Origin of the sequence: Aneurinibacillus migulanus, from assembly GCF_001274715.1 — a bacterium.
GTDB classification, from domain to species: domain Bacteria; phylum Bacillota; class Bacilli; order Aneurinibacillales; family Aneurinibacillaceae; genus Aneurinibacillus; species Aneurinibacillus migulanus.
On record NZ_LGUG01000004.1, the window covers coordinates 800958 to 827742 of the forward strand.

Consider the following 26785-nt stretch of genomic DNA (forward strand, 5'->3'; position numbering starts at 1 on the left):
CCCCCCTGTAAAAATTACGCAATGGTTATATACTGGTCAACACCGGAAATCTGGAAGATTCGCTGGATTTTTTCAGGAACTTCTTCCAAGTACATTTCTCCACTAATGGCTTTGCGGAGCTTGAGTGCAGCTACAAAAACACCGAGCCCGGTACTGTCCATATAATGAAGATTTTTTAGGTTGACCCGCAGAATTCTTTTGTCTTTCTCCGCAAGCGGGAGCAGGGTCTCACGCAACTGCGGAGCAGAAGCCAAGTCCAAATCGCCATGGATGTATACGCAGATATCTTTATCCGTTTCTTCCTTTTCAACTAGGAAAGGGAGTTGGTTCATTCTTTTCACCTCTAATATACTTTATTATGTACACGATACTTTACTTTACCCAGGTTGCCTACGGGTAAAACAACATAATGATATGGTAAATTTATTTATTTTTTACGAATCATTACAATTGTGTGGTCATCGTCTAACTGGTAATCTTTTTCCCTAATTGCGTACTGATACATATGATTGACGATGTCTTGGGCCGGAAGCGATAAATCTGCGGTGACAAGCGCTTCTCGGAGAATTGAATTGTCGTCTGGAGCATCTGAGCCTTTTCGTTCGGTAACGCCGTCCGTATATAACACCACAAAGTCCCCTGTTTCAAGGGGAAGGGCTTTCTCCTCGTATTTCACGTTGGCATCTACGCCCAAAATCAGGCCCCGTGTATTTAAATCGGCAAACTTCTTCGATTTAGCGTGGTAATAGAGCGCTGGTTCATGACCGGCGGAGGAGTAGGTAAGAACGGAAGTAAGCGGATCATAAATCGTGTAAAACATTGTAACGAACAAACTTGGATCAGCATTTTTTAGCACCAGGCGATTCAGGTAGTCAAGAATCATATTCGCTGGTTTTATATCGTTTTCCAGTGTGTCCATTGCATACTTAATCATCGACATGCAAAGGGCAGCCGGAATCCCTTTGCCTACGATGTCAGCTACTAGAATGCCTAATTTATTTTTGCCGTGGTTCGTATAATAATAGAAGTCGCCCGACATTTCGCGTGCCGGAGTACTAATGAAGCCTACGTCGAGATCGCGGAATTCGTGATCGAAAGTAGGCGGATATAACTTCTTCTGCATAGAGATAGCAACGTTAATTTCGCTCTCTAATTGTTTTTTCTTTAGCCTAAGGCTTTGTCGTTCCTGATATGCCATGCCAAACGATACCATGATTTCCATTAGAAATTGAAAGGAACGTTCCCATTCTTCGGATAGAACATGGCCGTTTTCTTTCATAATGCTAATGTGAAGGCCCAGAATATCCTCTGGTGGAATATCTTTTTCGATGAGCGATTTGCTAAGCTGCTGACCGGCATATAGCTGGTGTTCGCCGGGATTTCGCAGATAGTGGAGCATAATCTTTTCGTAATACTCCTTCACTTGTTTCAAAAAATGCTCTCCTCCTTCAGCTGTGCCTATTTACAGTCTAGAAAAGTTTCCATTTTACCGCAGTAATTAGCGTTCCTTTTCCTTCGCTTGATTCAATGGAGAATTCATCCATCAAACGCTTGACTCCGGGCAATCCAGCTCCTAAACCGCCGGAAGTAGAATAGCCGTCCTCGAGCGCTTTCATTACATCTTTAATTCCCGGTCCATTATCACGGGATATAATCTTAATACCTACTTTATCGCCTTCATAAACGGGTGAAACTTCGATTTCCCCTTGTTTGGCATATAAATAGATGTTACGAGCCAACTCGGAGATAGCGGTAGTGATACGTGCCTGATCCACTTCTCCAAATCCGAGGGATTTAGCGAGATCCCGCCCGCTTTGTCGGGCAACAACAATATCCCACTCGTTATAGACATGAATGCTAGGGTTGTTGTCCACCTTTATCCCTCCAATGATTGCTTCAATTTTTCCAAGCCCTGCTCCAGATTCATAGCGGTTTTGATGTTTCTAAAACCAATACCCAAATCGATAAGCGTAATGCTTACTGCGGGCTGGATGCCTGTAAAGATAACCTCGCAACCAAGCAATTCGGACATTTTTACAACATCACCCAGCACACGAGCGATGTAGCTATCAATCATCTGGACGGAGGTCAGGTCAATAACAACTCCTGTCGAACCTGTTTTGTGAATCATATTCAACAGGTCCTGTTGAAATTGGACGGCTGTTTTATCATCAAGCTCAATTTGAATGGAAACGAGCAAATAGTTTCCGAGCTTTAATATTGGAATTCTCATTGTAGCATATACCTCCCTCAGTTAATTTCCCTGATTTCTTTTCCTGTTTTTTCAAGAGCTACGCGAAGACCTTGACTCATGGAGCTTAACGTCGTCAGCATATCCATATCGATGCCTAAGCTGATCATTGTCTGGGCAATCTCTGGTCTGATGCCGACTACAATGCACTCGGCTCCGATAAGATGAATAGCTTCTGCCGCTTTGATAATATGCTGGGCCACCATGGTATTCACTTCCGCAACTCCTGTAATGTCGATGAGTACGACCTTGCTCTCGTATTTAATGGCTCCGTACAGGAGGTTTTGTGTAATCAGTTGTGCACGTTCAGTATCAATAGCGCCTACAATTGGCATGACCGTGATGCTCTCGAACAAAGGAATGAGTGGCGCGGATAATTCCATCATTGCAGAACGTTGCGCCAATAGCTTGTTCTTCCAGGAAGAGGCATAAATATCGTGGATCACACCAATGAGACGAAAGAAAAATTGGTCTACTTCTTTCATCAAGGGAAGGATGAAAGTAGGATGCTGTTGCATTTCTTCGGTTTCCAACAGAATATCACGAATGAGATAAAAAGGTTGAACGACTGCAGAAACGGGTACATCTGCTTCCGTGCACTGAGGAACATGACGATAGCATGCTTGCTCAATACCATCTACAGCTCCTTCGCGAACTTCTTCTTTTTCCGAGAAAAAATCGGCAAAATAGCTAAGAAATCCATCGTATATCATATGGGTAATAAATGTTTCAATTGCATGATCATAGGAAGAGGAAGCAGCGGCGCGTCGGTCTTTCCACAGTTCTTCGATTTCATCCTTATGGTCACGAATAAACTGTTGAGAAGTTTTCCTGAACATAGTAGCACTCCTATCTTCGTATTGCGCTTTTTGATTATATCGTTTATTGAGTTTTATAGGGATATGTGCTGTAACATAAACCTTCCCATCTTATCTTAACATAGTTTACAAAGAGAAAAATACGGGTAATAAACATCAGACAGAATATGCTAACAGGAGGAAGGCGCTTATGCAAACAGCTATCACTATCGGTGTAATTGTTCTGGCTATCGCAATCATTGTTATCGCGGTGATGCTTGTACAGTTTTTTCGTAATCTTAACGCTTTAATTAAACAAACAGACGAGACGATTCAGCATTTACAGATGAACGCGGATCAAATCATTGCACGGGTCGATGTCTCATTGGAAGACTTGAATACTATCTCCAAGGACTTAACCGGAAAAATGGACAAACTGGACAGCACCTTCAGCGCAGTTGATTCGATTGGTGAAGGTGTAAGCTCCCTATCGAACCATGTACGAGATAAAGTATCACATCCTCCTGAATGGGCGGACAGAGCGCTGGAGTTGTTAACTGCCGGATTTACCGTGTACAAAGGTTTTGACCGTATGCGTCAAATGGATGAGCGGCGGACTGAGGTGAAGCAGCGTGTCCAAGCTTAATGTAAAAACAAGGGGAAGAACTTCTTCTCCTGCGACTCCTCAACATGATCCAATCGAAGAGAAATATTATGATAAATTGGCGTGGCTTGCAGATCGGACAGAGAAAAGCCGCATTACTGATTTTATTGAGAATTATCAGAAGCCCGGACGCGTCATATGGATTAATATGTTGGCCGGTGTCTCACGCGGCGTCGGAATGACGATCGGTACAGCGATCATTATTGCTATTGCTGTTTATGTCCTTAGTTTCTTTGTTTCCATGCCGCTTGTCGGTGAGTATATCGCTCAGCTTCTTGATTGGGTCAATACATTCAAACAGGCTAAATAAACGGAAAAAAACAGGGGCAAAAAGTCAGCAACCTATTTTGTCCCCGTTTTGCTTTTTTCTCTTACTATATACAAATATACGCCTATCCCGGATCAACAAGGATTCCACCCGAGAATCTTTATGAGCAAATGAGAAACTGATCCATATACTATTTGAAAATCCGATACGGTTTTATTTTGTTTTTATAGGCGTACCGGCTTGACCATTGGCTTCAGAAAGCGTATCGTAAGAAATCGCTAAGCATAAGGCCTTCCGGTGCATAGTTACCGTTCGGCTTTGTTGGTGGAATCATATCTGTCACTCCTTTATGTGTATACTATAAGGCTCCTTACCACCTTGCTCGTGGCGTTAAACCAAGTAAAAAACGGCAGGGTTACCGCAAGATTATGAAATTGGTAGCTTGTATTCCGTAAACGGAATCGTCAAGATAGAAAAGTAAGACTGAGAGAAGGAAGCGACCAGAAAAATGAAACAAGGAATAGGAATTATTGATTCAGGCGTCGGGGGATTAACCGTCGCTAAAGAAGTGCTTCGCCAGTTGCCGCGTGAAGCAATTTATTATTTCGGAGATACAGCCCGGTGTCCATATGGCCCGAGACCAGCTGAAGAAGTACGTATATTCTCATTGCAGATGATTGAATTTTTGCTCAGAGAGAATATCAAGGCGTTAATGATCGGTTGCAATACAGCAGCTGCGGTCGTACTGCAGGAAGTAAGCGAACAATTGGATATTCCGGTCGTTGGGGTAATTGAGCCTGGAGCCCGTACTGCGATTAAAGAAACAAAGACAGGACAAGTTGCGGTTATTGGAACCGAGGGAACGATTCGGAGCGAGGCATATGCGCAAGCACTGAAGAAGCTGAATCCACAAATTCAAGTGACGAGTCTTGCCTGTCCGACGCTTGTTCCATTAGTGGAAAGCGGGAAGCTACATGACCGCGAAGGACTAGAAATTGTGCGTGAGGCATTGCAACCGCTTATGAGTGGAACGTTTGACACATTAATTCTAGGATGCACGCATTATCCTCTTATTGCGCATTTCATCCAGGAAGTAGTGGGGAACGGAGTAAAGTTGATTAGTTCAGCAGAAGAGGCGGCACGAGAATTAAGCGCTGTCCTTTCCTTTCGGCGTATGCTGGCAAATGGAGGAGATACAGTAAATCCAGAGCATCGTTTTTTTGCAAGCGGCAATTCTGAACTGTTTATGTCCATCGCAGAGGAATGGCTTCATATTAAGGTTTGGGCACATCAAGCCGTCCTTGAAGAGAAGAGAAAATAAATTCGGACAAAGTATGTATAAATCCCATCCAGGCTCGTATACATAGTAGTACAAAACGAGCCTGAGGAGGGGAAGCTATGGCACGCAGGTTATCTTTGCTAAGTGCCTTTATTGGTCTTTTATTCGTACTAAGCGGATGCGGGTTATTCGGTCCGAAAGATGCACCAAGCAACGGGGAAATTGATCCGCCTCGCCTGCATTCACAGCCGACTGCGGGAAGTGAAAAAGTCGATGCGCCGCCGTCGGCGCCGGACAAAAAAGCGGACAAACCAGTGAGTACGCATAAAGTGTATGTGCTTGATACGGATGGGCTGGTCGTACCTTGGGAAGTAGAGTTGCCTAAATCTGAAGGAACGGCTAAACAAGTACTGAACTATATGGTACAGGGAAGTGAAGGGGAGAAATTACTTCCACCAGGATTCCGAGCCATCCTGCCTAAAGGGACGAAGGTGCTTGGCATGACGATTAAAGAAGGTGTGGCAACGGTTGATTTCTCCCCTGAATTCAAAAAATATAAAGCGGAAGACGAACAAAAAATTCTTGAAGCGGTCACATGGGCCTTGACGGAATTTGAAGCGGTAAAGGAAGTAAACATCTGGATTAACGGCCATCCGCAGGAAGTCATGCCGGTGAAAGGCACCCCTGTATCGCATTTAAACCGTGAGAGAGGTATCAACGTGGAAGTTTCTGATAGGGTAAAGCCGGGACAGGCGATGGCGGTAACCTTATATTTTCAGAATCAAATGTCTGACAAGCTGACATATTTCGTTCCGGTGACCCGCTATCTTCCAAAATCAGATAACAAAGGATTGGCGGTTGTGCAAGAACTAATTCAAGGACCGAAGACAGGCTCGCCGTTGTTCTCTGCATTGCTTCCTTCCATGAATGTCAAGAGCGTCAAGCAGCAGAAAGATATTATGGTAGTTAATTTTGATAACAAAATTCTATCGTATAACCAGGGAGAAGCAAGTTCAGATGCTTTGGAATCAGTCGTGCTCTCCTTGACTGAAAACTCCGATGCAAAAAAGGTGCAAATTATGGTGGAAGGTAAGAATGTAGTGAAAGCGGGCAATGTCGATTATACGAAGCCGGTGACCCGTTCGATGATTACGAATAAAGAGGCGTATTAAAGCCGGAAGCAAAAGAAAAGGTGGGGGTTGCCCCGCTTTTTCTTTTCCCGGCGCCAGTTTAGACCCTTTACATGATCTGCGATAGGTTGTGCTATAATAAGCCAGAAATGAAAAATGGGAGGGAATGGCATGAGAAACGACGGACGGGAATATAACCAAATTCGGCCAGTTACCATTACGGTGGATTATATAAAGCATGCAGAAGGCTCGGTTTTAATCGAGGTTGGGGACACAAAAGTAATTTGTACGGCAACGATAGAAGAAAAAGTCCCTCCGTTCATGCGCGGTCAAGGACGCGGCTGGGTGACGGCAGAATATTCTATGCTGCCTCGTGCTACAGAGAGCCGGAATGTGCGTGAATCGAGTCGCGGTAAGGTAAGCGGTAGGACACAGGAGATTCAGCGCCTTATCGGACGTGCACTTCGCTCTGTGGTGAATTTGGAAGCGCTTGGAGAACGCACAATTTGGCTTGATTGTGACGTAATTCAGGCCGATGGTGGTACGCGCACTGCATCCATTACTGGTGCATATGTAGCAATGGTATCTGCGATGGGCAAGTTGATTGAGAAGCAACTCATCTCCCGCCTTCCGGTAACGGATTTTCTTGCGGCAGTTAGTGTTGGGATTGTGGAAGAGAAAGCCCACCTTGACCTTTGCTATAAGGAAGACTCGCAGGCTAAAGTTGATATGAATATTGTCATGACTGGACAGGGCAAGTACGTCGAGATTCAGGGTACAGGAGAAGAAGCGCCATTCAGTCCAGAAGAACTGCAGGAATTATTGGCGTATGGAAAGAAGGGTGCTTCAGATTTAATTACGGTACAAAAAGAAGTGCTAGGTCCGCTTGGACTATCAATTGGAAGCACGGACGGGGAGACGATTCAAAATGCATAAGCAAGCTTTTCCATGGAAGCGTATTGTTCTCGCCACAAAAAATAAAGGGAAAATCCGCGAATTCAGTCGTATGTTTGAAGGATTTGACGTCGAAATTTTAACGATTGCAGATATACCGGATATGCCCGAGGTAATAGAGGACGGAGAGACGTTCGAAGCGAATGCGAGGAAAAAAGCAGAGACAATCTTAAATTTTACCGGTCTTCCGGCATTGGCCGATGACTCGGGATTGGAAGTAGACGCGCTGGGCGGTCAGCCCGGCGTGTATTCCGCGCGTTTTGCTGGACCTGATGCGACCGATAGTGAGAATAATGAGAAGCTGACGGAAATGCTGAAGGGTGTAGCCGAAGAGAAGCGCCAGGCGCGTTTCACATCGGTGCTTGCGCTTGCCATTCCAGGTGGGGAGATATTGCTTGCCAAAGGAACGTGTGAAGGAATAATTGTGCTTGAACCTAGAGGAGAGAGCGGCTTTGGCTATGATCCGCATTTCTTCCTGCCGGACAAGCAGCAGACGATGGCTGAACTTACTCCAGAAGAAAAGAATCGGATAAGCCATCGAGGCGCGGCGTTGCGTAAGCTGGAGTGCTTGCTTAAGGAGCGTTTCTTATGAAAGTAATCGTGGTAAGTGATACGCATGGAAGCGTAGAGCACCTGCCAGGAATCCTTGAGCGCCATTCCCATGCCGCTGCATTTCACTGTGGGGATTTCTGTTATCCGCGTGAGCAGGCCCCGGAATTTACATATGTTCGAGGCAACTGTGACAGCGATATGGATGCACCTGAAGAGAAAGTAACGGAGCTTGGGGCTCTGCGGATTTTTCAAACGCATGGGCATACATATGGTGTGAAGCAGAGCGCGATGCGTCTACGCTACCGGGCGATGGAGGAACAGGCAAATCTTGTATTATTTGGTCACACTCATGAAATTACAGCGATTCAGGAAGATGGAATTCTATATGTGAATCCGGGTAGCTTACTGTTGCCGCGTTCATATTTTCTACCCACATATGCGCTCCTCACAATCGAAGAAAGAGGGGGTGGCGTGCAGGTGGAAGTTTCTTTCCGTTCTCCGGAGGGAAAGAAACAGCCTAAATTGGAACGTACGTTTATTCTGCCGTCTGCTGTCCGCAATTAGCTGGCATGGATGTGCTTTTAGGACAGGGAGGTGAATACGGAATGCCCCAGGATGATAAAGAAAACGTAATTTTGTTTCCTGGATTTGCGCAGCAAAATTTGCGGGAGGCCAGGGAAGCGGCTGAGGAAGAGCGATACGCTCAAGCGCTGGAATATGTGCAGGAGATTTTGCGTCTTGCACCCGACCACCCGGAAGCGCTGCTTACTACCGCTGATATTTTGACGCGTGCAGGACGGTTAGAAGAAGCGCTTCCGCTCCTGACGCAAATGTGGGAAGAGCAAGCTGGCGATGTGGCGGAAACGTTTCGTGCTTATCTCGGTCTTTTGCTGAAGCTGGAAGACTTTGAACGGATTCAAAGTTTGCTTGCGCAAGCGACGGAGATGAAAGAGCTTACGCCGTTTATGCCTGAAATTAAAGCGATCCAGGAAACGTTCCAGATGGTGGAGACGCAGAGAGAACAATGGGAGGAAGAAGAACGATTCTCACGCCAGACCGCATTGCAGAAAGCAGAGCTGGATCCATCATATGTCTCACGTTTATATGAAAAGCTAGAGGGCGGAACGTTTGAGGAACAGCTTGGAGCTATCGAGCAATTAAAATACATACAATCTCCAGAGACCATCTCTGTCTTGCGAGAATACTTGATGCTCGTCTACCCCGATCCCATGCTGAAAACATTCGCGTTGCGGGCGCTCAAAAAGATGGGGGAAACAGGCCCGATTTTTCTTTACAAGTTCGATCAAAAATTCGAGACTAAAATCGAGGACGTTCCCCTATATGATGAAGAGATGCCGGAAGGGGAGCGCAATGTATTGGAGCGTCTGTCCACGATCGCCTATGAAAGGGATGCTTCATTTATCTCATTCGCATTTCAGCTATGGATGGAATATTTATTTGCCATGTACCCTCTTCATCCGAACGTTGATACACCGGATGAATGGGCCGCCGCCCTGCATTACGGTGTAAGCAGATTGTTGCGCATGGAACAGAGCAAACAGGAAATTGCCAAGTTGTATCAAGTTTCCTCCTTTCAAATCCAACGTAATTACCAATCGTTAAGCGAAGTGCTACATCTTGAATCGCGAACCCAGGACATATAAGCAAAAGATGTACTGTGAATCAAGCGATGATTTACATAGTCTGTCGACTTTTTTGCAGGAATTTTTATACTGAATGTGCAGAGTTGAAAAGGGATTTGATTATGATATAATGAAATGGTTATAATGGCAGATGTAGCACAACATACATAGTGTGGATTTTTGCAGCAGCACTTGTATTGGTCATAGATCTTTAGGAGGGGAAAGTTTAAATGAAGGCAACTTGGGAAAAGTTAGAGAATAACCAGGGCGTACTGACTATCGAAGTCGAAGAAGCCCGTGTAGACAAAGCAATCGATCAAGCGTTTGCGAAAGTCGTTAAAAAAGTAAACGTGCCTGGATTCCGTAAAGGCAAAGTTCCGCGCAAAATTTTTGAAGCGCGTTTTGGAGTAGAGTCCCTATATCAAGATGCACTCGATATCATCCTGCCAGAAGCTTATACGGAAGCTGTAGCGGAGACTGGTATCGATCCGGTTGATCGCCCTGAAGTGGATGTAGAGCAAATGGGTAAAGGCCAAACGCTTGTTTTTAAAGCGACTGTAACTGTAAAGCCTGAAGTGAAATTGGGTGACTACAAAGGTCTGACCGTGGAAGAAAAGGATTTCTCCGTAAATGATGAAGCGGTAGAAGAAGAGCTTAAGCAAATGCAAAATCGTAGTGCGGAGCTTGTAGTGCTCGAAGATGACGCTGTTATCGAAAAAGGGGATTACGCTATCATCGACTTCAAAGGCTTCGTAGACGGTGAAGCATTTGAAGGTGGGGAAGCGGAGAACTATCAGCTTGAAGTTGGCTCTGGTACATTCATTCCAGGCTTCGAAGATCAAGTAATAGGCGTTAAAAAAGGCGAGGAAAAAGAAATAACAGTTACATTCCCGGAAGATTACCATGCACAAGAGCTTGCGGGTAAGGAAGCTGTATTCCAAGTGAAGGTAAATGAAATCAAACGTAAAAACCTTCCAGAACTGGATGATGAGTTCGCGAAAGACGTAAGTGAATTCGATACGCTTGATGAATTGAAAGCTGACATCAAGAATAAACTGGAAGAAAAAGCGAAAACAGACGCTGAAAATTATAAGAAAGAATCTTTAATTGAGAAAGCGACTGAGAATGCAGAGATTAATCTGCCAGAAGTCATGATCGAGAACGAAGTGAATCACATGGTGAACGACTTCGCGCAACGTCTGCAATTCCAAGGCATGAATCTTGACCTGTACTACCAATTCACGGGTCTCGATGAAGAGAAGCTTCGTGAGCAATTCCAGGGAGATGCCGAGAAACGCGTTCGTACTACACTGGTGCTTGAAGCGATTGGAAAAGCGGAAAATGTGGAAGTAACAGATGAGGATGTAAATCAAGAACTTGAGGAGTTGTCCAAGCAGTATAACCGTCCGGTTGACGAACTGAGTAAAATCTTCGGCGCCCGTGACAATATGGAGAGCCTCAAGAATGATATCCGCATTCGTAAAACCATTGATCTGCTTGTCGAGAACAGCAAATAATGTCATAATAACAACAACCAGCAAACAAGGCACGAATATTCGTGCCTTGTTTTTCCAAACCAAAATACATACCGAGTTTTGAAGGGAGGATTATTGCGTTATGAGTGTTATACCTTATGTGGTGGAAAGTACCAATCGGGGAGAGCGCGCATATGATATCTATTCCCGTTTATTGAAAGACCGCATCATTATGCTAGGGTCCGAAATCGATGACCAGGTAGCTAATGCAGTTGTAGCGCAGCTTTTATTTTTAGCTGCTGAGGATCCAGACAAGGACATACACTTATACATAAATTCTCCTGGAGGCTCAATTACAGCAGGCATGGCAATTTATGATACCATGCAGTTTATAAAGCCCGACGTGTCGACGATTTGCATCGGCATGGCTGCCAGTATGGGTTCGTTCCTACTGATGGCCGGGGCCAAGGGTAAGCGGTATGCACTGCCGCATAGCGAAGTGATGATTCATCAGCCCCTCGGTGGAGTTCGCGGACAGGCGGCGGATATTAAAATCCACGCTGAGTGGATTCTGAAAACGAAGGAAAAGATTAATCAAATCTATGCTGAGCGTACGGGTCAGCCGCTTGAAAAAATCGAGCGCGATACGGATCGTGACCGGTTCTTGGATGCCCTTGAAGCCAAAGAATACGGGTTAATTGACGAAGTCATCACTCGTAATGATCAAAAGTAAGGGGTGATTTCATGTTTAAATTTAACGATGAAAAAGGCCAACTCAAGTGTTCGTTCTGCGGTAAGTCCCAGGACCAGGTACGCAAACTTGTAGCTGGTCCTGGCGTATACATTTGTGATGAGTGCATTGAGCTATGTACGGAAATTGTAGAAGAGGAATTGGGCACAGAGGAAGAAATTGATCTGAAAGAGATTCCGAAACCACACGAAATCCGTGCATTCCTTGACGATTATGTTATCGGTCAGGAGGCGGCTAAGAAGTCGTTATCCGTTGCTGTGTATAACCACTATAAGCGTATTAACACAGGATCGAAAATCGATGATGTAGAACTAGCTAAAAGTAATATCTTGATGCTTGGTCCTACAGGAAGCGGTAAAACGTTGCTTGCGCAAACGATGGCACGTATTCTAAATGTGCCGTTCGCCATTGCGGATGCTACATCGCTCACAGAAGCTGGATATGTAGGGGAAGACGTAGAAAACATTCTGCTCAAGCTTATCCAGGCTGCTGATTATGATGTAGAAAAAGCCGAACGTGGCATTATTTACATTGATGAAATCGATAAAGTGGCACGTAAGTCAGAAAATCCTTCCATCACTCGTGATGTATCCGGTGAAGGTGTACAGCAAGCGTTACTCAAAATTCTTGAAGGTACGGTTGCTAGTGTACCACCGCAAGGCGGACGTAAGCATCCGCATCAAGAATTCATTCAAATCGATACAGCCAACATTCTGTTTATCGTAGGTGGAGCATTTGACGGAATTGAGTCTATTATTAAGCGACGCATTGGCAAAAAAGTTATCGGCTTTGGTACAGAGGCTGATGCAAGCACAAGAGACTTGAAATCCGGAGAATTCCTGCAGAAGGTATTACCAGAGGACTTGCTTAAGTTTGGCTTGATTCCTGAGTTTGTCGGTCGTCTGCCTGTCATCACAACGCTTGAGCCATTAGATGAAGCTGCATTGATTCGCATTCTGACCGAACCGAAGAATGCGCTCGTCAAGCAGTACCAAAAACTGCTTGAGATGGATGATGCTGAGCTTGAATTTACAGATGGTGCGTTACTTGAAATTGCCAAAGAAGCGATTAAACGTAACACAGGCGCACGTGGCTTGCGCTCCATCATTGAAAGCATCATGCTCGATATTATGTTTGATTTACCTTCCAGTGAAGATATCGTCAAGTGTGTTATTACTGACGAAACAGTCAAACAAAAAGGCAATCCTGAGCTTTACACCAAGCAAGGTAAGCTTGTGAGTGACAATAAAAAGCCGGAAAGCGCATAATGCGCAGTCCGCTTATAGAAGCCATCGGAGATTCTCCGATGGCTTTTTTTCATATGTAAATCAACCATGCTTATATCTTTGTTTTGTAGGTATTTTTTTCTGTAATGGGAAAGAAGGACAAATAAAGAGAAGGGGACATAAAAATAAAACCCTTGTTTTCGCCTGCTCAACTCCTTTTCTAAAGCAGCGGAATACGGCGGCAATTGTCTCCATCTTTGAGCTACCCAGATGTTTTGCCGATGGACTGCTTTGAAAAGGCAGAGTGGACTTTTCTGCTTCTGTGCAGAAAACAGAGGGGTCTTTTTATGGACCCTACTTCTTTTCGTTTATTCCCCCTCCTTCTAGGCAATAATACACCTAGAAAACACGAGGTGCTGGCTTCTGGCATTCCGCACAACAGGAGGGAAATATGAACTGGACACTACTACTTACGCTGATTCAAGTTTTCTTTGCCGTAATTATCGGCCTGTATTTCATGAGCCTGCTGAAAAATCAACGCAGCAGTCGCACGTATGTAGACCGTGAATCTCGCAAAGAAATGGAGCAATTGCGCAAGATGAGATCGGTTTCTTTATCCGAACCGCTTGCAGAGAAAACCCGACCGGCTACGCTCGGCGATATTGTCGGACAGGAAGATGGGATTCGTGCCTTGCGTGCGGCATTATGCGGTCCAAACCCACAACATGTTATCGTCTATGGTCCTCCGGGAGTCGGTAAAACGGCGGCGGCTCGCGTAGTTTTAGAGGAAGCAAAGAAGCAATCGGCTTCCCCGTTCAATGAGAATGCGTTATTTACCGAGATTGATGCTACCACCGCGCGATTTGATGAGCGTGGTATTGCCGACCCGCTTATCGGCTCGGTGCATGATCCGATTTATCAGGGAGCAGGAGCTATGGGACAGGCTGGTATACCGCAGCCGAAACCGGGAGCGGTTACGAAAGCGCATGGTGGCATTTTATTTATTGATGAAATTGGAGAACTGCATCCGATTCAGTTGAATAAGCTGCTTAAAGTGCTTGAAGATCGCAAAGTATTTCTTGAAAGTGCCTACTACAGCGAAGAGAATCAGCAAATACCGAAACATATCCATGATATTTTCCAGAATGGATTGCCAGCTGATTTTCGCCTTGTTGGAGCAACTACCCGTACACCGGATGAATTACCGCCTGCTATCCGTTCGCGGTGTCTCGAAATCTTTTTCCGTTCGCTTGTTCCATCCGAAGTGTATAAAATCGCTATGAATGCTGTAGAGAAAATGAAAATGGAAATCGAGGAAAACGCTGTTGAATTTTTGACTCGATATGCGACAAACGGACGGGAAGCGGTAAATATGGTACAAATTGCCGCCGGGATCGCCATCACGGAACAGCGCAAGAAGATTGTCCGTTCTGATATTGAATGGGTCGTCAACAGCAGCCAAAAATCGCCGCGTCCGGATAAAAAGGTGCTGGGCGGTACGTTCATCGGCCTAGTGAACGGACTTGCAGTCTATGGACCGAATATGGGGGCTTTACTTGAGATTGAGGTGACGGCGGCTAAAGCGCCTGAGCCGGGTGCGGGAACAATTACGATTACAGGTGTTGTTGACGAGGAGGAAATGGGTGGCAAAGGCAGGACGCTGCGCCGCAAATCTATGGCGCGTGGTTCGCTTGAGAATGTGCTGACAGTACTGCGCTTACAAGGTGTTAATACCCTGGATTACACATTGCACGTTAACTTTCCCGGTGGCATCCCCATTGATGGCCCATCCGCGGGAATCGCAATGGCTACGGCTATTTATTCAGCCATTATGAAACAACCTATAGACAACTATGTGGCTATGACCGGGGAATTAAGTATTCATGGTACAGTTAAACCGATTGGTGGGGTGGTGGCCAAAGTAGAAGCGGCACGTTTTGCTGGCGTTAAGAAGGTGCTAATTCCAAAGGAGAATTGGCAGGATATTTTCGAACAAATGGAAGGAGTTCAGGTCATCGCCGTTGAGCATTTGGATGAAGTGCTCAAGCATGCTATCACTCCAAAAACGGAAGAGCAAGCTCAGCCGCTTGAAGCTGCTTTACGCCAGGCAACCGAAATATTAAACCCATCTCCCACCTCCATTTAGCCAAAAAAGCTTTCCTTTACTGAGGGTTAGACAATAAACAGCAGTTAAGCTAAAATGAAATGAAGACAACCTTGTATTTGATACATTTTTCAACTGTACGAATATAGGGGCTTGGAGGTAGAAAAGATGGGAACAACCGAAAAAGAGAGACAGATCCCTCTTCTCCCGTTGCGAGGATTGTTGGTGTTTCCGGGCATGGTTCTACATCTTGATGTAGGGCGTGCCAAGTCGGTAAAGGCGTTGGAAAAAGCAATGGTGGATGATAACCTCATTCTCCTGTCTACACAGGAGGAAGTGCATATTGAGGAACCGGAGAAGGAACAAATCTTCATCATCGGCACCGTAGCTAAAGTAAAGCAAATGCTTAAACTGCCAAACGGAACGATTCGCGTGCTTGTAGAAGGGGTCAACCGCGCAAGAATAGAAGACTACCTTCAGGAGGATGAGTATTTTGAAGTCCAGATTTCTTTCTTGGACGAAGAACAGCAGCTCACTCCCGAAATCGAAGCGCTTATGCGCACTGTACTTGCTAATTTCGAGCAGTACATCAATTTGTCCAAGAAGATTATTCCGGAGACATTTGCCTCTGTTTCTGATATTACCGAGCCAGGCCGACTGGCGGATATTATCACTTCCCATCTTCCGCTCAAAATTCGGGACAAGCAGGATATTCTTGAGACCATTCCTGTGAAAGATCGTCTCGAAAAGCTTCTCGGCATTCTAAATAATGAGCGTGAAGTATTGGAACTGGAACGTAAAATTGGTCAGCGTGTGAAAAAGCAGATGGAAAAGACGCAGAAAGAATATTATTTGCGTGAACAAATGAAAGCCATCCAGAAAGAGCTGGGCGATAAGGAAGGCCGCGCGGGCGAAGTGGAGGAGCTACGCAGAAAGCTGACAGAAGCCAACCCTCCCGACAATATCGTTGAGAAGATAGAGCGTGAGCTTGAACGTTTGGAGAAAACTCCACCGACAAGTGCTGAAGGTAATGTGATTCGTACGTATATTGATTGGTTAATCGCGTTGCCCTGGACCCAGAGAACAGAAGATAACCTTGACTTGAATAACGCGGAGAAAGTGCTTGATGAAGACCATTTTGGTCTTGAGAAAGCGAAGGAGCGGGTGCTTGAATATTTGGCGGTTCAGAAATTGGTTAACAAGCTGAAGGGACCGATCCTTTGCTTAGTCGGACCACCAGGCGTCGGGAAAACATCGTTGGCCCGTTCGGTTGCGCGTGCCTTGAATCGTGAGTTTGTTCGTATTTCTCTCGGTGGTGTGCGTGATGAAGCCGAAATCCGTGGCCATCGTCGTACGTATGTCGGCGCAATGCCGGGTCGTATTATTCAGGGTATTAAGACGGCAGGTACTGTAAACCCGGTTTTCTTGCTGGACGAAATCGATAAGATGTCGATGGATTTTAGGGGAGATCCGGGAGCCGCGCTGCTCGAAGTGTTGGATCCAAACCAAAATGATACGTTTAGCGATCATTACATTGAGGAACCGTACGATTTGTCTTCTGTTATGTTTATTACAACGGCCAATGCGGTGCATACCATTCCTCGTCCATTGCTTGATCGGATGGAGATGCTATACATTCCGGGTTATACAGAGATTGAAAAGCTGAAAATTTGCCAGGATTATTTGCTTCCTAAACAGATGAAGGAGCATGGCTTGGGCCGCGATAGACTTCAAGTACAGGAAGAGGCACTGCTGAAGGTGGTTCGCCAGTATACGCGTGAAGCTGGTGTTCGTAACTTAAATCGAATGATGGAGACGATTTGCCGCAAGGCAGCGCGGACCATTGTAACGGGAACGAAGAAACGTGTCGTTGTCACGGTTAAAACGCTCGAAGACATGCTCGGTAAGCCGAAATTCCGCTATGGCATGGCGGAAGTCGAAGATCAGGTAGGTGCAGTAACGGGCCTTGCCTGGACGGAAGCGGGCGGCGATACGTTGACAATTGAGGTGTCTGTCGTGCCGGGTAAAGGAAAGCTTACCTTAACTGGGAAGCTAGGCGATGTAATGAAGGAATCTGCGCAGGCGGCATTTAGCTATATCCGTTCTCGTTCGAAGGAACTCGATATTGATCCGGAATTCCATGAGAAGTCGGACATTCATATTCACGTACCGGAAGGAGCCATTCCGAAAGATGGTCCGTCCGCCGGTATTACGATGGCGACTGCACTCGTATCCGCGCTGACAGGAGTGCCAGTATCACGAGAAGTGGGTATGACGGGAGAGATTACGCTACGAGGACGCGTACTGCCTATTGGTGGATTGAAGGAGAAGGCATTGGCGGCACACCGTGCTGGCCTTAGAACGGTCATCATGCCAAAAGAAAATGAGAAAGACATCGAAGAGATTCCGGAAAGTGTGCGCAATGATTTGAAATTCATTCCAGTTGAGCACCTTGATCAAGTACTAAGAGTCGCGTTGATGAAGGTGGCTAGAGTATGAAAGTAACGCAAGCTGAATTCATAATTAGCGCCGTTTCTCCTAAGCAATACCCGGACGGATCCCTGCCAGAGCTTGCTCTGGCAGGGCGTTCTAATGTAGGCAAATCCTCATTTATTAATAAGATGATTAACCGAAAGAACCTGGCGCGTACATCTTCCAAGCCAGGAAAAACACAAACGCTGAACTATTATTTAATTAACAAAGAATTGTATTTTGTCGATTTGCCGGGTTACGGATATGCTAAAGTGTCTAAAACGGAAAAGGAAAAATGGGGTCCGATGATGGAGGAATATCTTCAGACCAGAGATCCTTTGAAAGCTGTTATCCAGGTGGTAGACATTCGGCATACGCCTACGAAAGATGATAAAGGAATGTTTGAATACTTAAAGCATTATGGTATCCCGATCATCGTCGTAGCAACGAAAGCAGATAAAATTCCGCGTGGCAAGTGGCAGAAGCACATCAAGGAAGTCCGTACGACGTTAGGCATGGAGAAAAGTGATCCGCTTGTGCTTTTCTCGGCTGAGACGGGGCAGGGAAAGGACGAAGCATGGTCTGTCATCTGGCAGAAGATAAAAGAGGATAATGGAGAAAGACACGAGTCACCAGAGTCCATACAAGCAAGCGAATCCTAAATAAGAAAGAGGTATCCGTCTAGTGAGCGGATGCCTCTTTTTCTGTAAAGCATTTGAATTTGTAAGGAGAAAAGAGAATTTAGAAGGATGTTTTTCGTTTTTTTATCCAGGCTGTAATTTGTTCTGTCTGCAATTCTGCAAGGATCATGCCGATAAAGATGAATAAGCACCCCATGAGCGCGCGTCCGCCAAGAATTTCTCCGTTGAATATGTATGCAGTTATGGCAGCAAATACAGGTTCCATCGCAAAAATTAACGCTACACGTGTCGCAGTTGTAAATCGTTGACACTCGGTTTGCGCAAGGAAAGCCAGAGCGGTTGCGGGTATTGCCGTAACTAAAAGCGCCCAGTATACAGTCGGTAAGGTAAGTGTGCTCCATGTCAGGGTTGTTCTCCAGTCTTCGAAAAAGAAAGCTGATCCTGTACTTAATACCGCTACAGTGAGAATCTGCACGAATGCTAATGCTAGAGAGGGAAAGTGCGGTGCGTACCGTCCTGTAAAAATAATTTGCAGCGCAAACGAAATCGCACATAAGAATACGAGGAAATCTCCTTGATTCACATTTAGAGCATCACCCAGAGTTAAGAAATACAATCCGATTGCGGCAAGCGATACCCCTATCACAGCAGGCAGCTTCAGTTTTTGTTTTAGAAGAAGCAGACTGAATAAAGGGACCAGCACGACCGATAGACCGGTAATAAAACCAGCTTTAGATGAAGTAGTGTAGAGCAAGCCAATAGTCTGGAATGCATAACCGGCAAATAACAAAATGCCTAAGATGATGCCGGACCATATAAGTCTTGCGCTCATCTGCTGAAGTTGTGGCCGGTAGAACAGCATGAGAAATAGAAGCAAAAATACCGATGCTAGCAGAAAGCGTACACCATTAAACGTCAAAGGAGGAAGAGAGGCAACTGCATTCTGTACGATAACGAATGTCGCTCCCCATACAAATGCGACCAGTAATAAAATTCCGTCTGCTATCATAGTCTTTTTCAATTCGTTCACACCTTCTATATACAAATAATCTTTATTATAGCGAAAGATTAAATAAAGTAAATAGATAAAATATTCTGTTATTTATGGAGGGGGGGAGGTAAAGTATGAGGGGTGGAGAATTATGTTAATAAAGTAAGAGTTCATCGCAGGGGGGAATGTCGATGGAAAAGCTGTTACACACACGCAGTGCTAGATCCGGTCTCGCTAAAGTGCAGCGCGTCGCCAAAAAAGTGGAAAACATCCTTCAAAAATCCGGTTCATTGGAGTATTGTACCGAAGAAATAAGAAAAATAATGGATGAAGAATTGAACAATGATGAATATTTTGTGCTTGTTGATGAAAAAGGCTATGGTTTGTTGCACACGAACCGGTTGCGGGAAGGCACGCTGTTTAATGATAAGGTTGGAGAGAAGGCAGCAACTACAGATGTGCCGCTTCTACAATTGTATGCGCGCAATACAGGTGAGGTGCTAATAGATGCTTCCTGTTTGATTGTTAAGTTAGAAGGCGGACAGCGATACAATCTGAGGATGGGCCGTCTGGTGCATCGACCATTTCTTACACCAGCCGTTTTCGGATTGGGAATCTTTCCTTCCCTTATCGGCGCAACAGTCGGGTTTTTTATGGGAGCAAGCGCACCTGGTTTTTATTTGGGTGTAACGCTATCATTGCTTATTGGTATAGGGGGCGCCGTAGTTTTTTATTATCAGCTTCAGAACCGTCTGAAAGATTGGTATCGGGTAACTCGGAGCATTTCTGCTGGCAATCTAACAGTAGTGGCTTCGAATCATGGAAGAAACCAGTTTGCCCAAATGGGTTATGAGTTAAATAAAATCGTTATTGGTACCCGTGACATCATTCGCGAACTGGCTGCTTCCGCCGAAGTGACGCAGGAAGTCAGTGGACATCAGGCTAATGAATCACGGCAGTTAGCTGAAACATTCGAACAAATGTCCACAATGATGCAGACATTCCGTGAAGGCACGGAAGGACAGCTTGCATCACTTGAAGAGCTTAGGGCGATGATGGCTCAGATGATGAGTGAAGTACGCAGGATGCAAGAACATATGGACAGTGCACGTCGCCTCTCTTCACAGGTGACGGAGATCTCCAGACGAGGTGCAGCGGCAGTAGAAGACTCAGAACATCAGATGAAACAAATAGAATCCGCTGTGGAAGACTCGGTCTATGCCATCTCCCAGGTTTCAAAGAGTACGGAAGAGATTACGAATAAGGTATCAGCTATTACTCATATTGCCCGACAGACAAATATGCTTGCATTGAATGCGTCTATTGAAGCGGCACGTGCAGGGGAGAGTGGAAAAGGATTTGCGGTGGTGGCGGGTGAAGTCCGCAAGTTGGCCGAGAATACCTCAGTATTCGCCGAAGATATTCTGCAAACATTAGAAAATACTCGAAGCCAGGCTATGCAAGCTGCAGAGAAGGCAATAATGAGTGTAGGAGCTATTGAGAAAGGTATGCAGGTCGGACAGATAGCAGGAGAAGCTATTCAAGAGATGAGCGGTGCTGCGGAACGGACGAGACATCAGGTTGCCTCCAATTATGAATTAGCTAATCAGGTGATGGTGGACATTGTAGAGATTGAGAAGATTATCGAAGGACTTACAGACATTGCTGAACAGTTTAGCAGTTCCATGGCGCGCGGCGCGGCAGCCATGGATGAAAAGGTGGTCGGTATCCAGCAGTTGGCCGAAGACGCGGAATTATTATCTGCACAATCTCAATCTCTTCACAAAGTTGTTAAACGTTTCGTTATTTAGTTTTTTGTAAGCGATTTCTTTCTTCTGCTTCATAAGAAATACTTCATGAAAACTTTACAGAAATTCAATATTTTTTCATTACAATATCCACTATAAACAACAAAATGATGTGACAGGATTGATTGCCAATGGGTAAATACAGGGCGGTTATCGACATGGGATCGAATTCCGTGCGGCTGGTAATTTATTACGAATCGGCCGAAGGGGCTTCCTATGAAGTTGATAATATAAAAAACACGATTCGACTAAGTGCATTTCTTAATGAATATAATGAAATTGTCGAGCAAGGCATAGCAGAAGTAGTCAGGGTATTAACTCAATACCGGCAGCTTTGCGAGGCACGAACCGTGTCATCCGTTACAGGCGTAGCTACGGCAACTGTACGCAAAGCAAGAAATAAAGACGATTTCTTAAGACGTATCCGGGAAACTACGGGCTTTTCATTTCGTGTACTTTCTGGAGAAGAAGAAGCATATTACGGATATTTGGCTGTAGTGAATTCGATGTGTGTGACCGAGGGTTTTACGATTGATATTGGCGGCGCCAGTTCCGAATTGGTAAGGATCTCGAACCGCCGATTAGTTGAGAGCCATAGCTTTCCTTTCGGAGCAGTAACGTTGACACGACAGTTCTTTCAGGGAGAGATTCCGACCACAGAAGAGCTGGCGGCATTGGAGAAGTACATTACGGATCAGTTTACTTCTCATCCCTGGTTGAGAGAAAAGGAGCTTCCAATTGTCGGCATGGGGGGGACGGTGCGTAATCTGGCGAAAGTTCATCAGAGAATGATGCGCTATCCATTTGCCAGTCTGCATCATTATGAAATGAGGAAATACCAGGTTGATGCGGTCTTTCATTATCTGAAAGACCTTTCTCCGGTGCAAATGCAAGGAGTAGAAGGATTGTCGAAAGAAAGAGCGGATATTGTTATCGCAGGTATTGTTATTATTAAAGCCCTTCTGAACCATATTGGAAGTGAGCGCTTTATTGTCAGCAATAAAGGATTACGCGATGGCGTATATATGGAGTCACGCTTAAAGACGCAGTCTAGCGTACTTGTGGAAGATGTGATTGAAGAGGGAATCCGTACCCTTATGATTCATTATAAGGTGAACGTGTTGCATGCGCGACATGTAGAGTGTCTATGCCGTACGTTGTTCGAACAATTAGCGAAGGAAGGATTACACGGGTATGGCACAGAAGAATGGCTTCTGCTAAGCATCGCTGCCCATTTGCATGATATTGGACGTACGATTAATCTCGGGGAGTGGCAGCAGCACACTTTTTATTTGATGGTTCATGTGCTTCTCCCCGGTCTTACGCATAAGCAACGTCTTCTTGCAGCCTTAATCGCTTCTTACAAAGGACCGAAACGGATGCAGCAGTTGGCAGCTCCGTATGAATCGATGATAACGGAAGCTGAGCAGCAAATGGCAGAACAATTGGGGATCCTTTTACTAATGGCACGGGCATTAGATCGGACAGAAAGCCAACAAGTATCCGAAGTAATGCTTGCGCGTACAAGCGATGTGATTATCCTACACTGTAGGGGTAATGTGGATGGGCGGTCTTTGGAAGCGAAGACGCTGGAAGAGCATAAAAAGAAATTTAAAAAACAGTTCGGGCTTCCACTTCAAATCAAGTGGATGAAACCATAGAACGGGATAAAAAACTATGTTTGAAAGAGGGAAAGAATGATGGGGAAGAGTATTAGTGTAAATGAACGGGAAGCTAAGGTGGATTTTGATTGTACGTCCTATTATATTAACCGGGAGCTAAGCTGGCTGGCGTTCAACGGCCGCGTATTGGAAGAAGCTGAGGATACGAACAATCCGGTATTAGAACGGCTCAAGTTCCTTGCTATTACTAGCTCCAATCTGGATGAATTTTTTATGGTACGTGTGGGTTCCATGAAAGATCAGGAGAAGCACGGTATTACTACGCCGGAGAACAAGGCGGGCATGACGCCACGCCAGCAGCTGGCGGCGATTTCAATTGAAGCGCACAACATGGTAGATAGACAATATGAAGTGCTACACCAGGAGCTTATTCCGCTTCTAGCCTCATGCGGCATTTCCTTTTCAAAGCCGGAGGATTTAACGGAAGAGCAGCGTACATTTTTACGCACATATTTCTATGATCGGATTTATCCTGTGCTAACGCCAATGGCAGTAGATGCAAGCAGACCGTTTCCTATGCTGCTGAACAAAAGCGTCAACCTTGCTGTGATGCTTGAAAGCGAAAAGGATGGAAAGAGCAAAGTTTTATTTGCGGTTGTACAGGTTCCTTCCGTTCTACCGCGTTATATTCGTCTGCCGAGTCAAGAAGGCGCCGCACAGTTTATTCTGCTGGAGGATGTAATCTGCCATTACATTGATTTTCTATTCAAAGGCAACCGCATTCTGTCGGTTAAGCCATTTCGTATTACGCGTAACGCTGATCTTACTCTAGACGAGGAAGGCGCGGAAGATTTGCTAAAAGAAATACAAAAAGAGTTGAAAAAACGCCGTTGGGGTGCGGCGGTGCGCCTGGAAGTAACTTGCGACATGGACGATTATATGAAAGGGATATTACAGGAGTCACTAGAGATTGAGTCATGTGATGTCTATGAAGTACCGGGGCCCCTCGATCTCACATTTTTAATGAAGTTCTATTCTGTGCCAGGATACATCGAATTGCGTTATCAAAGTTTGCTGCCACAGCCTCCGGCCGATTTTATCGGGGAGAACAATATTTTTGAGGCAATCGTTCATAAAGACATTCTCGTTCATCACCCGTATGAATCATTTGATCCGGTTGTTCATTTCGTCAAGCAGGCGGCAGAAGACCCTAATGTATTGGCTATTAAGCAGACACTGTATCGGGTTAGCGGAGATTCCCCAATTGTCAATGCGCTAGCAAAAGCGGCAGAGAATGGCAAACAGGTAACCGTGTTGCTGGAATTGAAAGCGCGATTTGATGAAGAAAACAATATCGTCTGGGCTAAAAAATTAGATAAAGCAGGCTGCCATGTCATTTATGGGCTGGTAGGGCTGAAAACGCACTGCAAAATTACACTCGTAGTACGTCAGGAAGGGCAAAAGCTTGTACGATACGTCCATTTGGGCACCGGAAATTATAACGATTCGACGGCCAGATTGTATACGGACTTAGGAATGTTTACATGCAATGAACAGTTTGGCATCGATGCTTCTTATATTTTTAATCATCTCTCCGGGTATTCAAAAACACCTAAGTGGAAGAAGATAGAAGCTGCACCGAATGGATTGCGTAATAAGATTCTCCAGCTAATCGATAACGAAATCGCGAAAAGTACACCGGAACATCCAGGCCGCATTATTTTAAAAATGAACTCTCTTACAGATAAAAAGCTCATTAAAGCATTGTTCAAAGCATCCGCAGCCGGCGTGCAGATCGATATGATTATTCGCGGTATTTGTTGCTTGCGCCCCGGTATCCCGGGTGTGAGTGAAAACATTCGTGTGCGCAGTATCGTCGACCGTTTCCTTGAACATGCCCGTATCTTTTACTTCCAGAACGGTGGCGACGAACGAGTGTATCTTTCGAGTGCCGATTGGATGACACGCAACATGGAACGCCGCGTAGAAATTATGTTCCCAGTCGAGGTAGAATCGCTTAAAAAGCGAGTAAAAGAAATACTTAACATACAGTTGCAGGATAACGTGAAGGCAAGAGTATTGGATTCTCAGGGTATCTATACGATGATAAAGCCGAGAGATGGGGAAAAGCGGGTGCATAGCCAGCCGCATTTTCACAATGTAGCTGTAAAAAACACGAAAAAAATCCGGCAAACTCCTTATATGAAGCAATTAAAACCAAAAACGCATGTAGAAGAAAAATAAAACAACACCCTTGTTGACTATCCATCTATAGATACCAAGGGGATTGATTGTTCAGAGAGGAACAGACCACCACAATGGGACATAAACAAGGACTTTCATCTCCTCTCCTGAGCGGTTGCCTAGGCTAGGCAAAAAGCGGCCCGCTACGCTTCCATGCGGGAGGCGAACCGACGCCTGTTTGGGACACGGTGTGGTGGCTATCCACTCTGGATGGTACTGAATAATCAACACCCTTGTATAGACGATTTTTCCTTTTTTTCAGGTTCCTTACTTTATTGGTCGGGATTTTTATTGAACAGCTTGTGAACAGTGAGGTACAACTGTTTTATCCTCTTTTCTTTTTCTGTTATAATGTAAGAAGCGGTAACACCGCATAGAGTATGAATATATACTGTTCTTCATAAAATTTTCATATTTCATTTTAGTTTTAAATATAGAAAGTGATATAATTAGGTACATGTGAAAACGAGCGCATAGTATAGCAAAGACAGGATAGCGCACAATAAGAGATACGAACATAAGAAAGTAGATGGGGTGTCAATTATGCACATTCTAACAATCGGATTAAATTACCGTACGGCCCCGGTGGAGATCCGTGAGCGATTCGCATTTTTGGAGCAGGACAAGCCGGAAGCGTTGGCGAAGCTGCAGAACACAAAGAGCATATTAGAGTGTGTAATTGTTGGCACTTGTAACCGAACCGAAATTTACGCGGTCGTCGATCAATTACACACGGGCCGCCACTTCACGAAGAACTATTTGTCGGAGTGGTTCGGTGTGCCGCGAGAAGAATTCATTGATCACATTTATATTAAAGAAAATGACACGGCTGTGCAGCATCTATTCCGTGTAGCCTGTGGTCTTGACTCCATGGTGCTTGGCGAAACGCAGATTCTCGGACAGATTAAAGATGCATTCGCACTGTCCCAGTCACAGGGTGCTACCGGTACGGTGTTCAATAAGCTGTTTCAACAGACGATTACGCTGGCCAAACGTGCCCATTCAGAAACGGAAATCAATAAAAATGCCGTTTCGACAAGCTATGCTGCTATTGAACTTGGTAAGAAAGTATTCGGTTACTTTGATAATAAAACGGTTCTTGTACTTGGAGCGGGCAAGATGAGTGAGTTGACCGCAAAACACCTTCATGCAAATGGTGCTCCGCGCGTGCTTGTGGCTAACCGCACATATGAGCGTGCCGTCTCACTGGCAGAGAAATTTCGTGGGATAGCTATGCCGATGGACCAATTGCAGGATGCGCTTGTTCTTGCCGATATTGTCATCAGTTCAACTGGTTCGGATGACTATGTAGTAACAAAGCGGGACGTGGAAACGATTATGCGCAAGCGCCGCCAACGTCCGCTGTTTATGATAGACATTGCGGTGCCGCGAGATCTGGACCCAGCGATTAATGATCTGGACGGAGTATATTTGTATGATATCGACGACCTGGAGGGCATTGTTGCCGCCAATATGCGTGAAAGAGCCCGTGAAGCCGAGAAAATCGGTATCATGATCGGCGAAGAGCTGGTCGCTTTTAAAACGTGGCTTAATACGCTAGGTGTAGGTCCTCTAATCAGCGCACTGCGCGAGAAGCTTCTCACGCATCAGCAGGAAGCGATGCGCAATATTGAAAATAAATGCCCGGAGTTAACCGAGAAGGAAATCCGGATGATTAATAAACAGACACGCAGTCTGATTAACCAGATTATGCATGATCCGATTGTCCGCATCAAGGAAATGTCCGGACAGCCGGGCGCGGATGAAGCGCTGGATATGTTCATTAAACTGTTCGCGTTAGAGAATTCGTTTGAAGAGGCGGAGCAAGAAGTGGAAGAGAAAGAAGCTTCTTATATCCCGGTTCGTCACCGACGTGTACTGACTGAACAGCAGGCTTTCTAGTTTCGCTCCTG

At 45.3% G+C, this 26785-nt stretch carries 25 protein-coding genes; 18 read left to right on the forward strand and 7 right to left on the reverse strand.

Features of this window, described 5'->3' with window-relative positions:
- Window positions 1-14: 14 nt before the first annotated feature.
- From AF333_RS05665 to AF333_RS05685, 5 genes are all read right to left on the reverse strand, one after another.
- Window positions 15-332, reverse strand: a complete 318-nt coding sequence (locus AF333_RS05665) for an STAS domain-containing protein (RefSeq protein WP_043067284.1) — start codon at window positions 330-332, stop codon at window positions 15-17.
- 95 nt (window positions 333-427) lie between these two features.
- Window positions 428-1423, reverse strand: a complete 996-nt coding sequence (locus AF333_RS05670; protein ID WP_235355887.1) for a PP2C family protein-serine/threonine phosphatase — start codon at window positions 1421-1423, stop codon at window positions 428-430.
- Between the two features lie 46 nt (window positions 1424-1469).
- Complete coding sequence (locus AF333_RS05675) at window positions 1470-1874, reverse strand: anti-sigma regulatory factor (protein WP_043067285.1); 405 nt, start codon at window positions 1872-1874, stop codon at window positions 1470-1472.
- A gap of 2 nt (window positions 1875-1876) precedes the next feature.
- Window positions 1877-2233 (reverse strand): STAS domain-containing protein, encoded by a 357-nt coding sequence (locus tag AF333_RS05680; RefSeq protein WP_043067286.1) that lies wholly within the window; start codon window positions 2231-2233, stop codon window positions 1877-1879.
- Window positions 2234-2250: 17 nt separating this feature from the next.
- A complete protein-coding gene (locus tag AF333_RS05685; RefSeq protein ID WP_052520285.1) occupies window positions 2251-3090 on the reverse strand; it encodes an STAS domain-containing protein in 840 nt (279 codons plus the stop codon).
- A gap of 169 nt (window positions 3091-3259) precedes the next feature.
- Here AF333_RS05685 and AF333_RS05690 point away from each other — a divergent pair, with 169 nt between their 5' ends.
- The 14 genes from AF333_RS05690 to yihA all read left to right on the forward strand — a co-directional run bounded on the left by AF333_RS05690 (window position 3260) and on the right by yihA (window position 18228).
- Complete coding sequence (locus AF333_RS05690) at window positions 3260-3694, forward strand: DUF948 domain-containing protein (protein ID WP_043067287.1); 435 nt, start codon at window positions 3260-3262, stop codon at window positions 3692-3694.
- Entirely contained in the window at window positions 3681-4022 is a 342-nt protein-coding gene (locus tag AF333_RS05695) for a DUF5665 domain-containing protein (RefSeq protein WP_052812230.1), read from the forward strand. The genes AF333_RS05690 and AF333_RS05695 overlap by 14 nt, the downstream gene beginning before the upstream one ends.
- Before the next feature lie 466 nt (window positions 4023-4488).
- On the forward strand, window positions 4489-5301 hold the full coding sequence (racE, locus tag AF333_RS05700) for a glutamate racemase (protein ID WP_043067288.1): 813 nt from the start codon (window positions 4489-4491) through the stop codon (window positions 5299-5301).
- Between the two features lie 77 nt (window positions 5302-5378).
- The gene (locus AF333_RS05705) at window positions 5379-6431 is read left to right on the forward strand and encodes a GerMN domain-containing protein (protein ID WP_043067289.1); all 1053 of its coding nucleotides are present in this window, start codon (window positions 5379-5381) and stop codon (window positions 6429-6431) included.
- A gap of 129 nt (window positions 6432-6560) precedes the next feature.
- Window positions 6561-7325 (forward strand): ribonuclease PH, encoded by a 765-nt coding sequence (gene rph, locus AF333_RS05710; RefSeq protein WP_043067290.1) that lies wholly within the window; start codon window positions 6561-6563, stop codon window positions 7323-7325.
- Window positions 7318-7935: an XTP/dITP diphosphatase gene (locus AF333_RS05715; RefSeq protein ID WP_043067291.1), complete on the forward strand. Its 618-nt coding sequence runs from the start codon at window positions 7318-7320 to the stop codon at window positions 7933-7935. Before rph ends, AF333_RS05715 begins: the two co-directional genes overlap by 8 nt.
- Complete coding sequence (locus AF333_RS05720; RefSeq protein ID WP_043067292.1) at window positions 7932-8459, forward strand: metallophosphoesterase family protein; 528 nt, start codon at window positions 7932-7934, stop codon at window positions 8457-8459. The genes AF333_RS05715 and AF333_RS05720 overlap by 4 nt, the downstream gene beginning before the upstream one ends.
- Window positions 8460-8500: 41 nt before the next feature.
- On the forward strand, window positions 8501-9559 hold the full coding sequence (locus tag AF333_RS05725) for a tetratricopeptide repeat protein (protein ID WP_043067293.1): 1059 nt from the start codon (window positions 8501-8503) through the stop codon (window positions 9557-9559).
- A 209-nt stretch (window positions 9560-9768) separates the two neighbouring features.
- Window positions 9769-11055: a trigger factor gene (tig, locus tag AF333_RS05730; RefSeq protein ID WP_043067294.1), complete on the forward strand. Its 1287-nt coding sequence runs from the start codon at window positions 9769-9771 to the stop codon at window positions 11053-11055.
- Between the two features lie 100 nt (window positions 11056-11155).
- On the forward strand, window positions 11156-11746 hold the full coding sequence (clpP, locus tag AF333_RS05735) for an ATP-dependent Clp endopeptidase proteolytic subunit ClpP (RefSeq protein WP_021621685.1): 591 nt from the start codon (window positions 11156-11158) through the stop codon (window positions 11744-11746).
- An 11-nt stretch (window positions 11747-11757) separates the two neighbouring features.
- Window positions 11758-13032 carry an ATP-dependent Clp protease ATP-binding subunit ClpX gene (clpX, locus tag AF333_RS05740; protein ID WP_043067295.1) on the forward strand — a complete coding sequence of 425 codons (1275 nt, stop codon included), beginning with the start codon at window positions 11758-11760 and terminating at the stop codon, window positions 13030-13032.
- A 409-nt stretch (window positions 13033-13441) separates the two neighbouring features.
- The gene (lonB, locus tag AF333_RS05745) at window positions 13442-15136 is read left to right on the forward strand and encodes an ATP-dependent protease LonB (protein ID WP_043067296.1); all 1695 of its coding nucleotides are present in this window, start codon (window positions 13442-13444) and stop codon (window positions 15134-15136) included.
- A gap of 126 nt (window positions 15137-15262) precedes the next feature.
- Window positions 15263-17593, forward strand: a complete 2331-nt coding sequence (gene lon, locus AF333_RS05750) for an endopeptidase La (RefSeq protein WP_043067297.1) — start codon at window positions 15263-15265, stop codon at window positions 17591-17593.
- Window positions 17590-18228, forward strand: coding sequence for a ribosome biogenesis GTP-binding protein YihA/YsxC (gene yihA / locus AF333_RS05755; RefSeq protein WP_043067298.1), 639 nt, complete (start codon window positions 17590-17592; stop codon window positions 18226-18228). Before lon ends, yihA begins: the two co-directional genes overlap by 4 nt.
- A gap of 79 nt (window positions 18229-18307) precedes the next feature.
- Here the strand turns inward: yihA and AF333_RS05760 are convergent, their stop codons facing one another.
- Window positions 18308-19228: a DMT family transporter gene (locus AF333_RS05760; RefSeq protein ID WP_043067299.1), complete on the reverse strand. Its 921-nt coding sequence runs from the start codon at window positions 19226-19228 to the stop codon at window positions 18308-18310.
- 161 nt (window positions 19229-19389) lie between these two features.
- Between AF333_RS05760 and AF333_RS05765 the strand changes: the two genes are divergently transcribed.
- From AF333_RS05765 to AF333_RS05775, 3 genes are all read left to right on the forward strand, one after another.
- A complete protein-coding gene (locus tag AF333_RS05765; RefSeq protein WP_052812231.1) occupies window positions 19390-21009 on the forward strand; it encodes a methyl-accepting chemotaxis protein in 1620 nt (539 codons plus the stop codon).
- Window positions 21010-21137: 128 nt separating this feature from the next.
- On the forward strand, window positions 21138-22667 hold the full coding sequence (locus AF333_RS05770) for a Ppx/GppA phosphatase family protein (protein WP_043067300.1): 1530 nt from the start codon (window positions 21138-21140) through the stop codon (window positions 22665-22667).
- 39 nt (window positions 22668-22706) lie between these two features.
- Complete coding sequence (locus tag AF333_RS05775) at window positions 22707-24872, forward strand: RNA degradosome polyphosphate kinase (RefSeq protein ID WP_043067459.1); 2166 nt, start codon at window positions 22707-22709, stop codon at window positions 24870-24872.
- Window positions 24873-24923: 51 nt separating this feature from the next.
- On the opposite strand, the gene AF333_RS34740 is transcribed toward AF333_RS05775, so the two are convergent.
- Window positions 24924-25100 carry a hypothetical protein gene (locus AF333_RS34740; protein ID WP_235496166.1) on the reverse strand — a complete coding sequence of 59 codons (177 nt, stop codon included), beginning with the start codon at window positions 25098-25100 and terminating at the stop codon, window positions 24924-24926.
- Window positions 25101-25415: 315 nt separating this feature from the next.
- On the opposite strand from AF333_RS34740, the gene hemA reads away from it, so the two are divergent.
- Window positions 25416-26774, forward strand: coding sequence for a glutamyl-tRNA reductase (gene hemA, locus AF333_RS05780; RefSeq protein WP_043067301.1), 1359 nt, complete (start codon window positions 25416-25418; stop codon window positions 26772-26774).
- Window positions 26775-26785 lie beyond the last annotated feature (11 nt).

Excerpts from the sequence above, each read along its gene's own strand:
- tig (WP_043067294.1), top strand. The coding sequence starts at position 9,769 with ATGAAGGCAACTTGGGAAAAGTTAGAGAATAACCAGGGCGTACTGACT.
- lon (WP_043067297.1), top strand. The coding sequence starts at position 15,263 with ATGGGAACAACCGAAAAAGAGAGACAGATCCCTCTTCTCCCGTTGCGA.
- lonB (WP_043067296.1), top strand. The coding sequence starts at position 13,442 with ATGAACTGGACACTACTACTTACGCTGATTCAAGTTTTCTTTGCCGTA.
- AF333_RS05770 (WP_043067300.1), top strand. The coding sequence starts at position 21,138 with ATGGGTAAATACAGGGCGGTTATCGACATGGGATCGAATTCCGTGCGG.
- AF333_RS05725 (WP_043067293.1), top strand. The coding sequence starts at position 8,501 with ATGCCCCAGGATGATAAAGAAAACGTAATTTTGTTTCCTGGATTTGCG.
- yihA (WP_043067298.1), top strand. The coding sequence starts at position 17,590 with ATGAAAGTAACGCAAGCTGAATTCATAATTAGCGCCGTTTCTCCTAAG.
- AF333_RS05720 (WP_043067292.1), top strand. The coding sequence starts at position 7,932 with ATGAAAGTAATCGTGGTAAGTGATACGCATGGAAGCGTAGAGCACCTG.
- hemA (WP_043067301.1), top strand. The coding sequence starts at position 25,416 with ATGCACATTCTAACAATCGGATTAAATTACCGTACGGCCCCGGTGGAG.
- AF333_RS05765 (WP_052812231.1), top strand. The coding sequence starts at position 19,390 with ATGGAAAAGCTGTTACACACACGCAGTGCTAGATCCGGTCTCGCTAAA.
- rph (WP_043067290.1), top strand. The coding sequence starts at position 6,561 with ATGAGAAACGACGGACGGGAATATAACCAAATTCGGCCAGTTACCATT.
- clpP (WP_021621685.1), top strand. The coding sequence starts at position 11,156 with ATGAGTGTTATACCTTATGTGGTGGAAAGTACCAATCGGGGAGAGCGC.
- AF333_RS05685 (WP_052520285.1), bottom strand. The coding sequence starts at position 3,090 with ATGTTCAGGAAAACTTCTCAACAGTTTATTCGTGACCATAAGGATGAA.
- racE (WP_043067288.1), top strand. The coding sequence starts at position 4,489 with ATGAAACAAGGAATAGGAATTATTGATTCAGGCGTCGGGGGATTAACC.
- AF333_RS05680 (WP_043067286.1), bottom strand. The coding sequence starts at position 2,233 with ATGAGAATTCCAATATTAAAGCTCGGAAACTATTTGCTCGTTTCCATT.
- AF333_RS05705 (WP_043067289.1), top strand. The coding sequence starts at position 5,379 with ATGGCACGCAGGTTATCTTTGCTAAGTGCCTTTATTGGTCTTTTATTC.
- AF333_RS05665 (WP_043067284.1), bottom strand. The coding sequence starts at position 332 with ATGAACCAACTCCCTTTCCTAGTTGAAAAGGAAGAAACGGATAAAGAT.
- AF333_RS05775 (WP_043067459.1), top strand. The coding sequence starts at position 22,707 with ATGGGGAAGAGTATTAGTGTAAATGAACGGGAAGCTAAGGTGGATTTT.
- AF333_RS05690 (WP_043067287.1), top strand. The coding sequence starts at position 3,260 with ATGCAAACAGCTATCACTATCGGTGTAATTGTTCTGGCTATCGCAATC.
- AF333_RS05715 (WP_043067291.1), top strand. The coding sequence starts at position 7,318 with ATGCATAAGCAAGCTTTTCCATGGAAGCGTATTGTTCTCGCCACAAAA.
- clpX (WP_043067295.1), top strand. The coding sequence starts at position 11,758 with ATGTTTAAATTTAACGATGAAAAAGGCCAACTCAAGTGTTCGTTCTGC.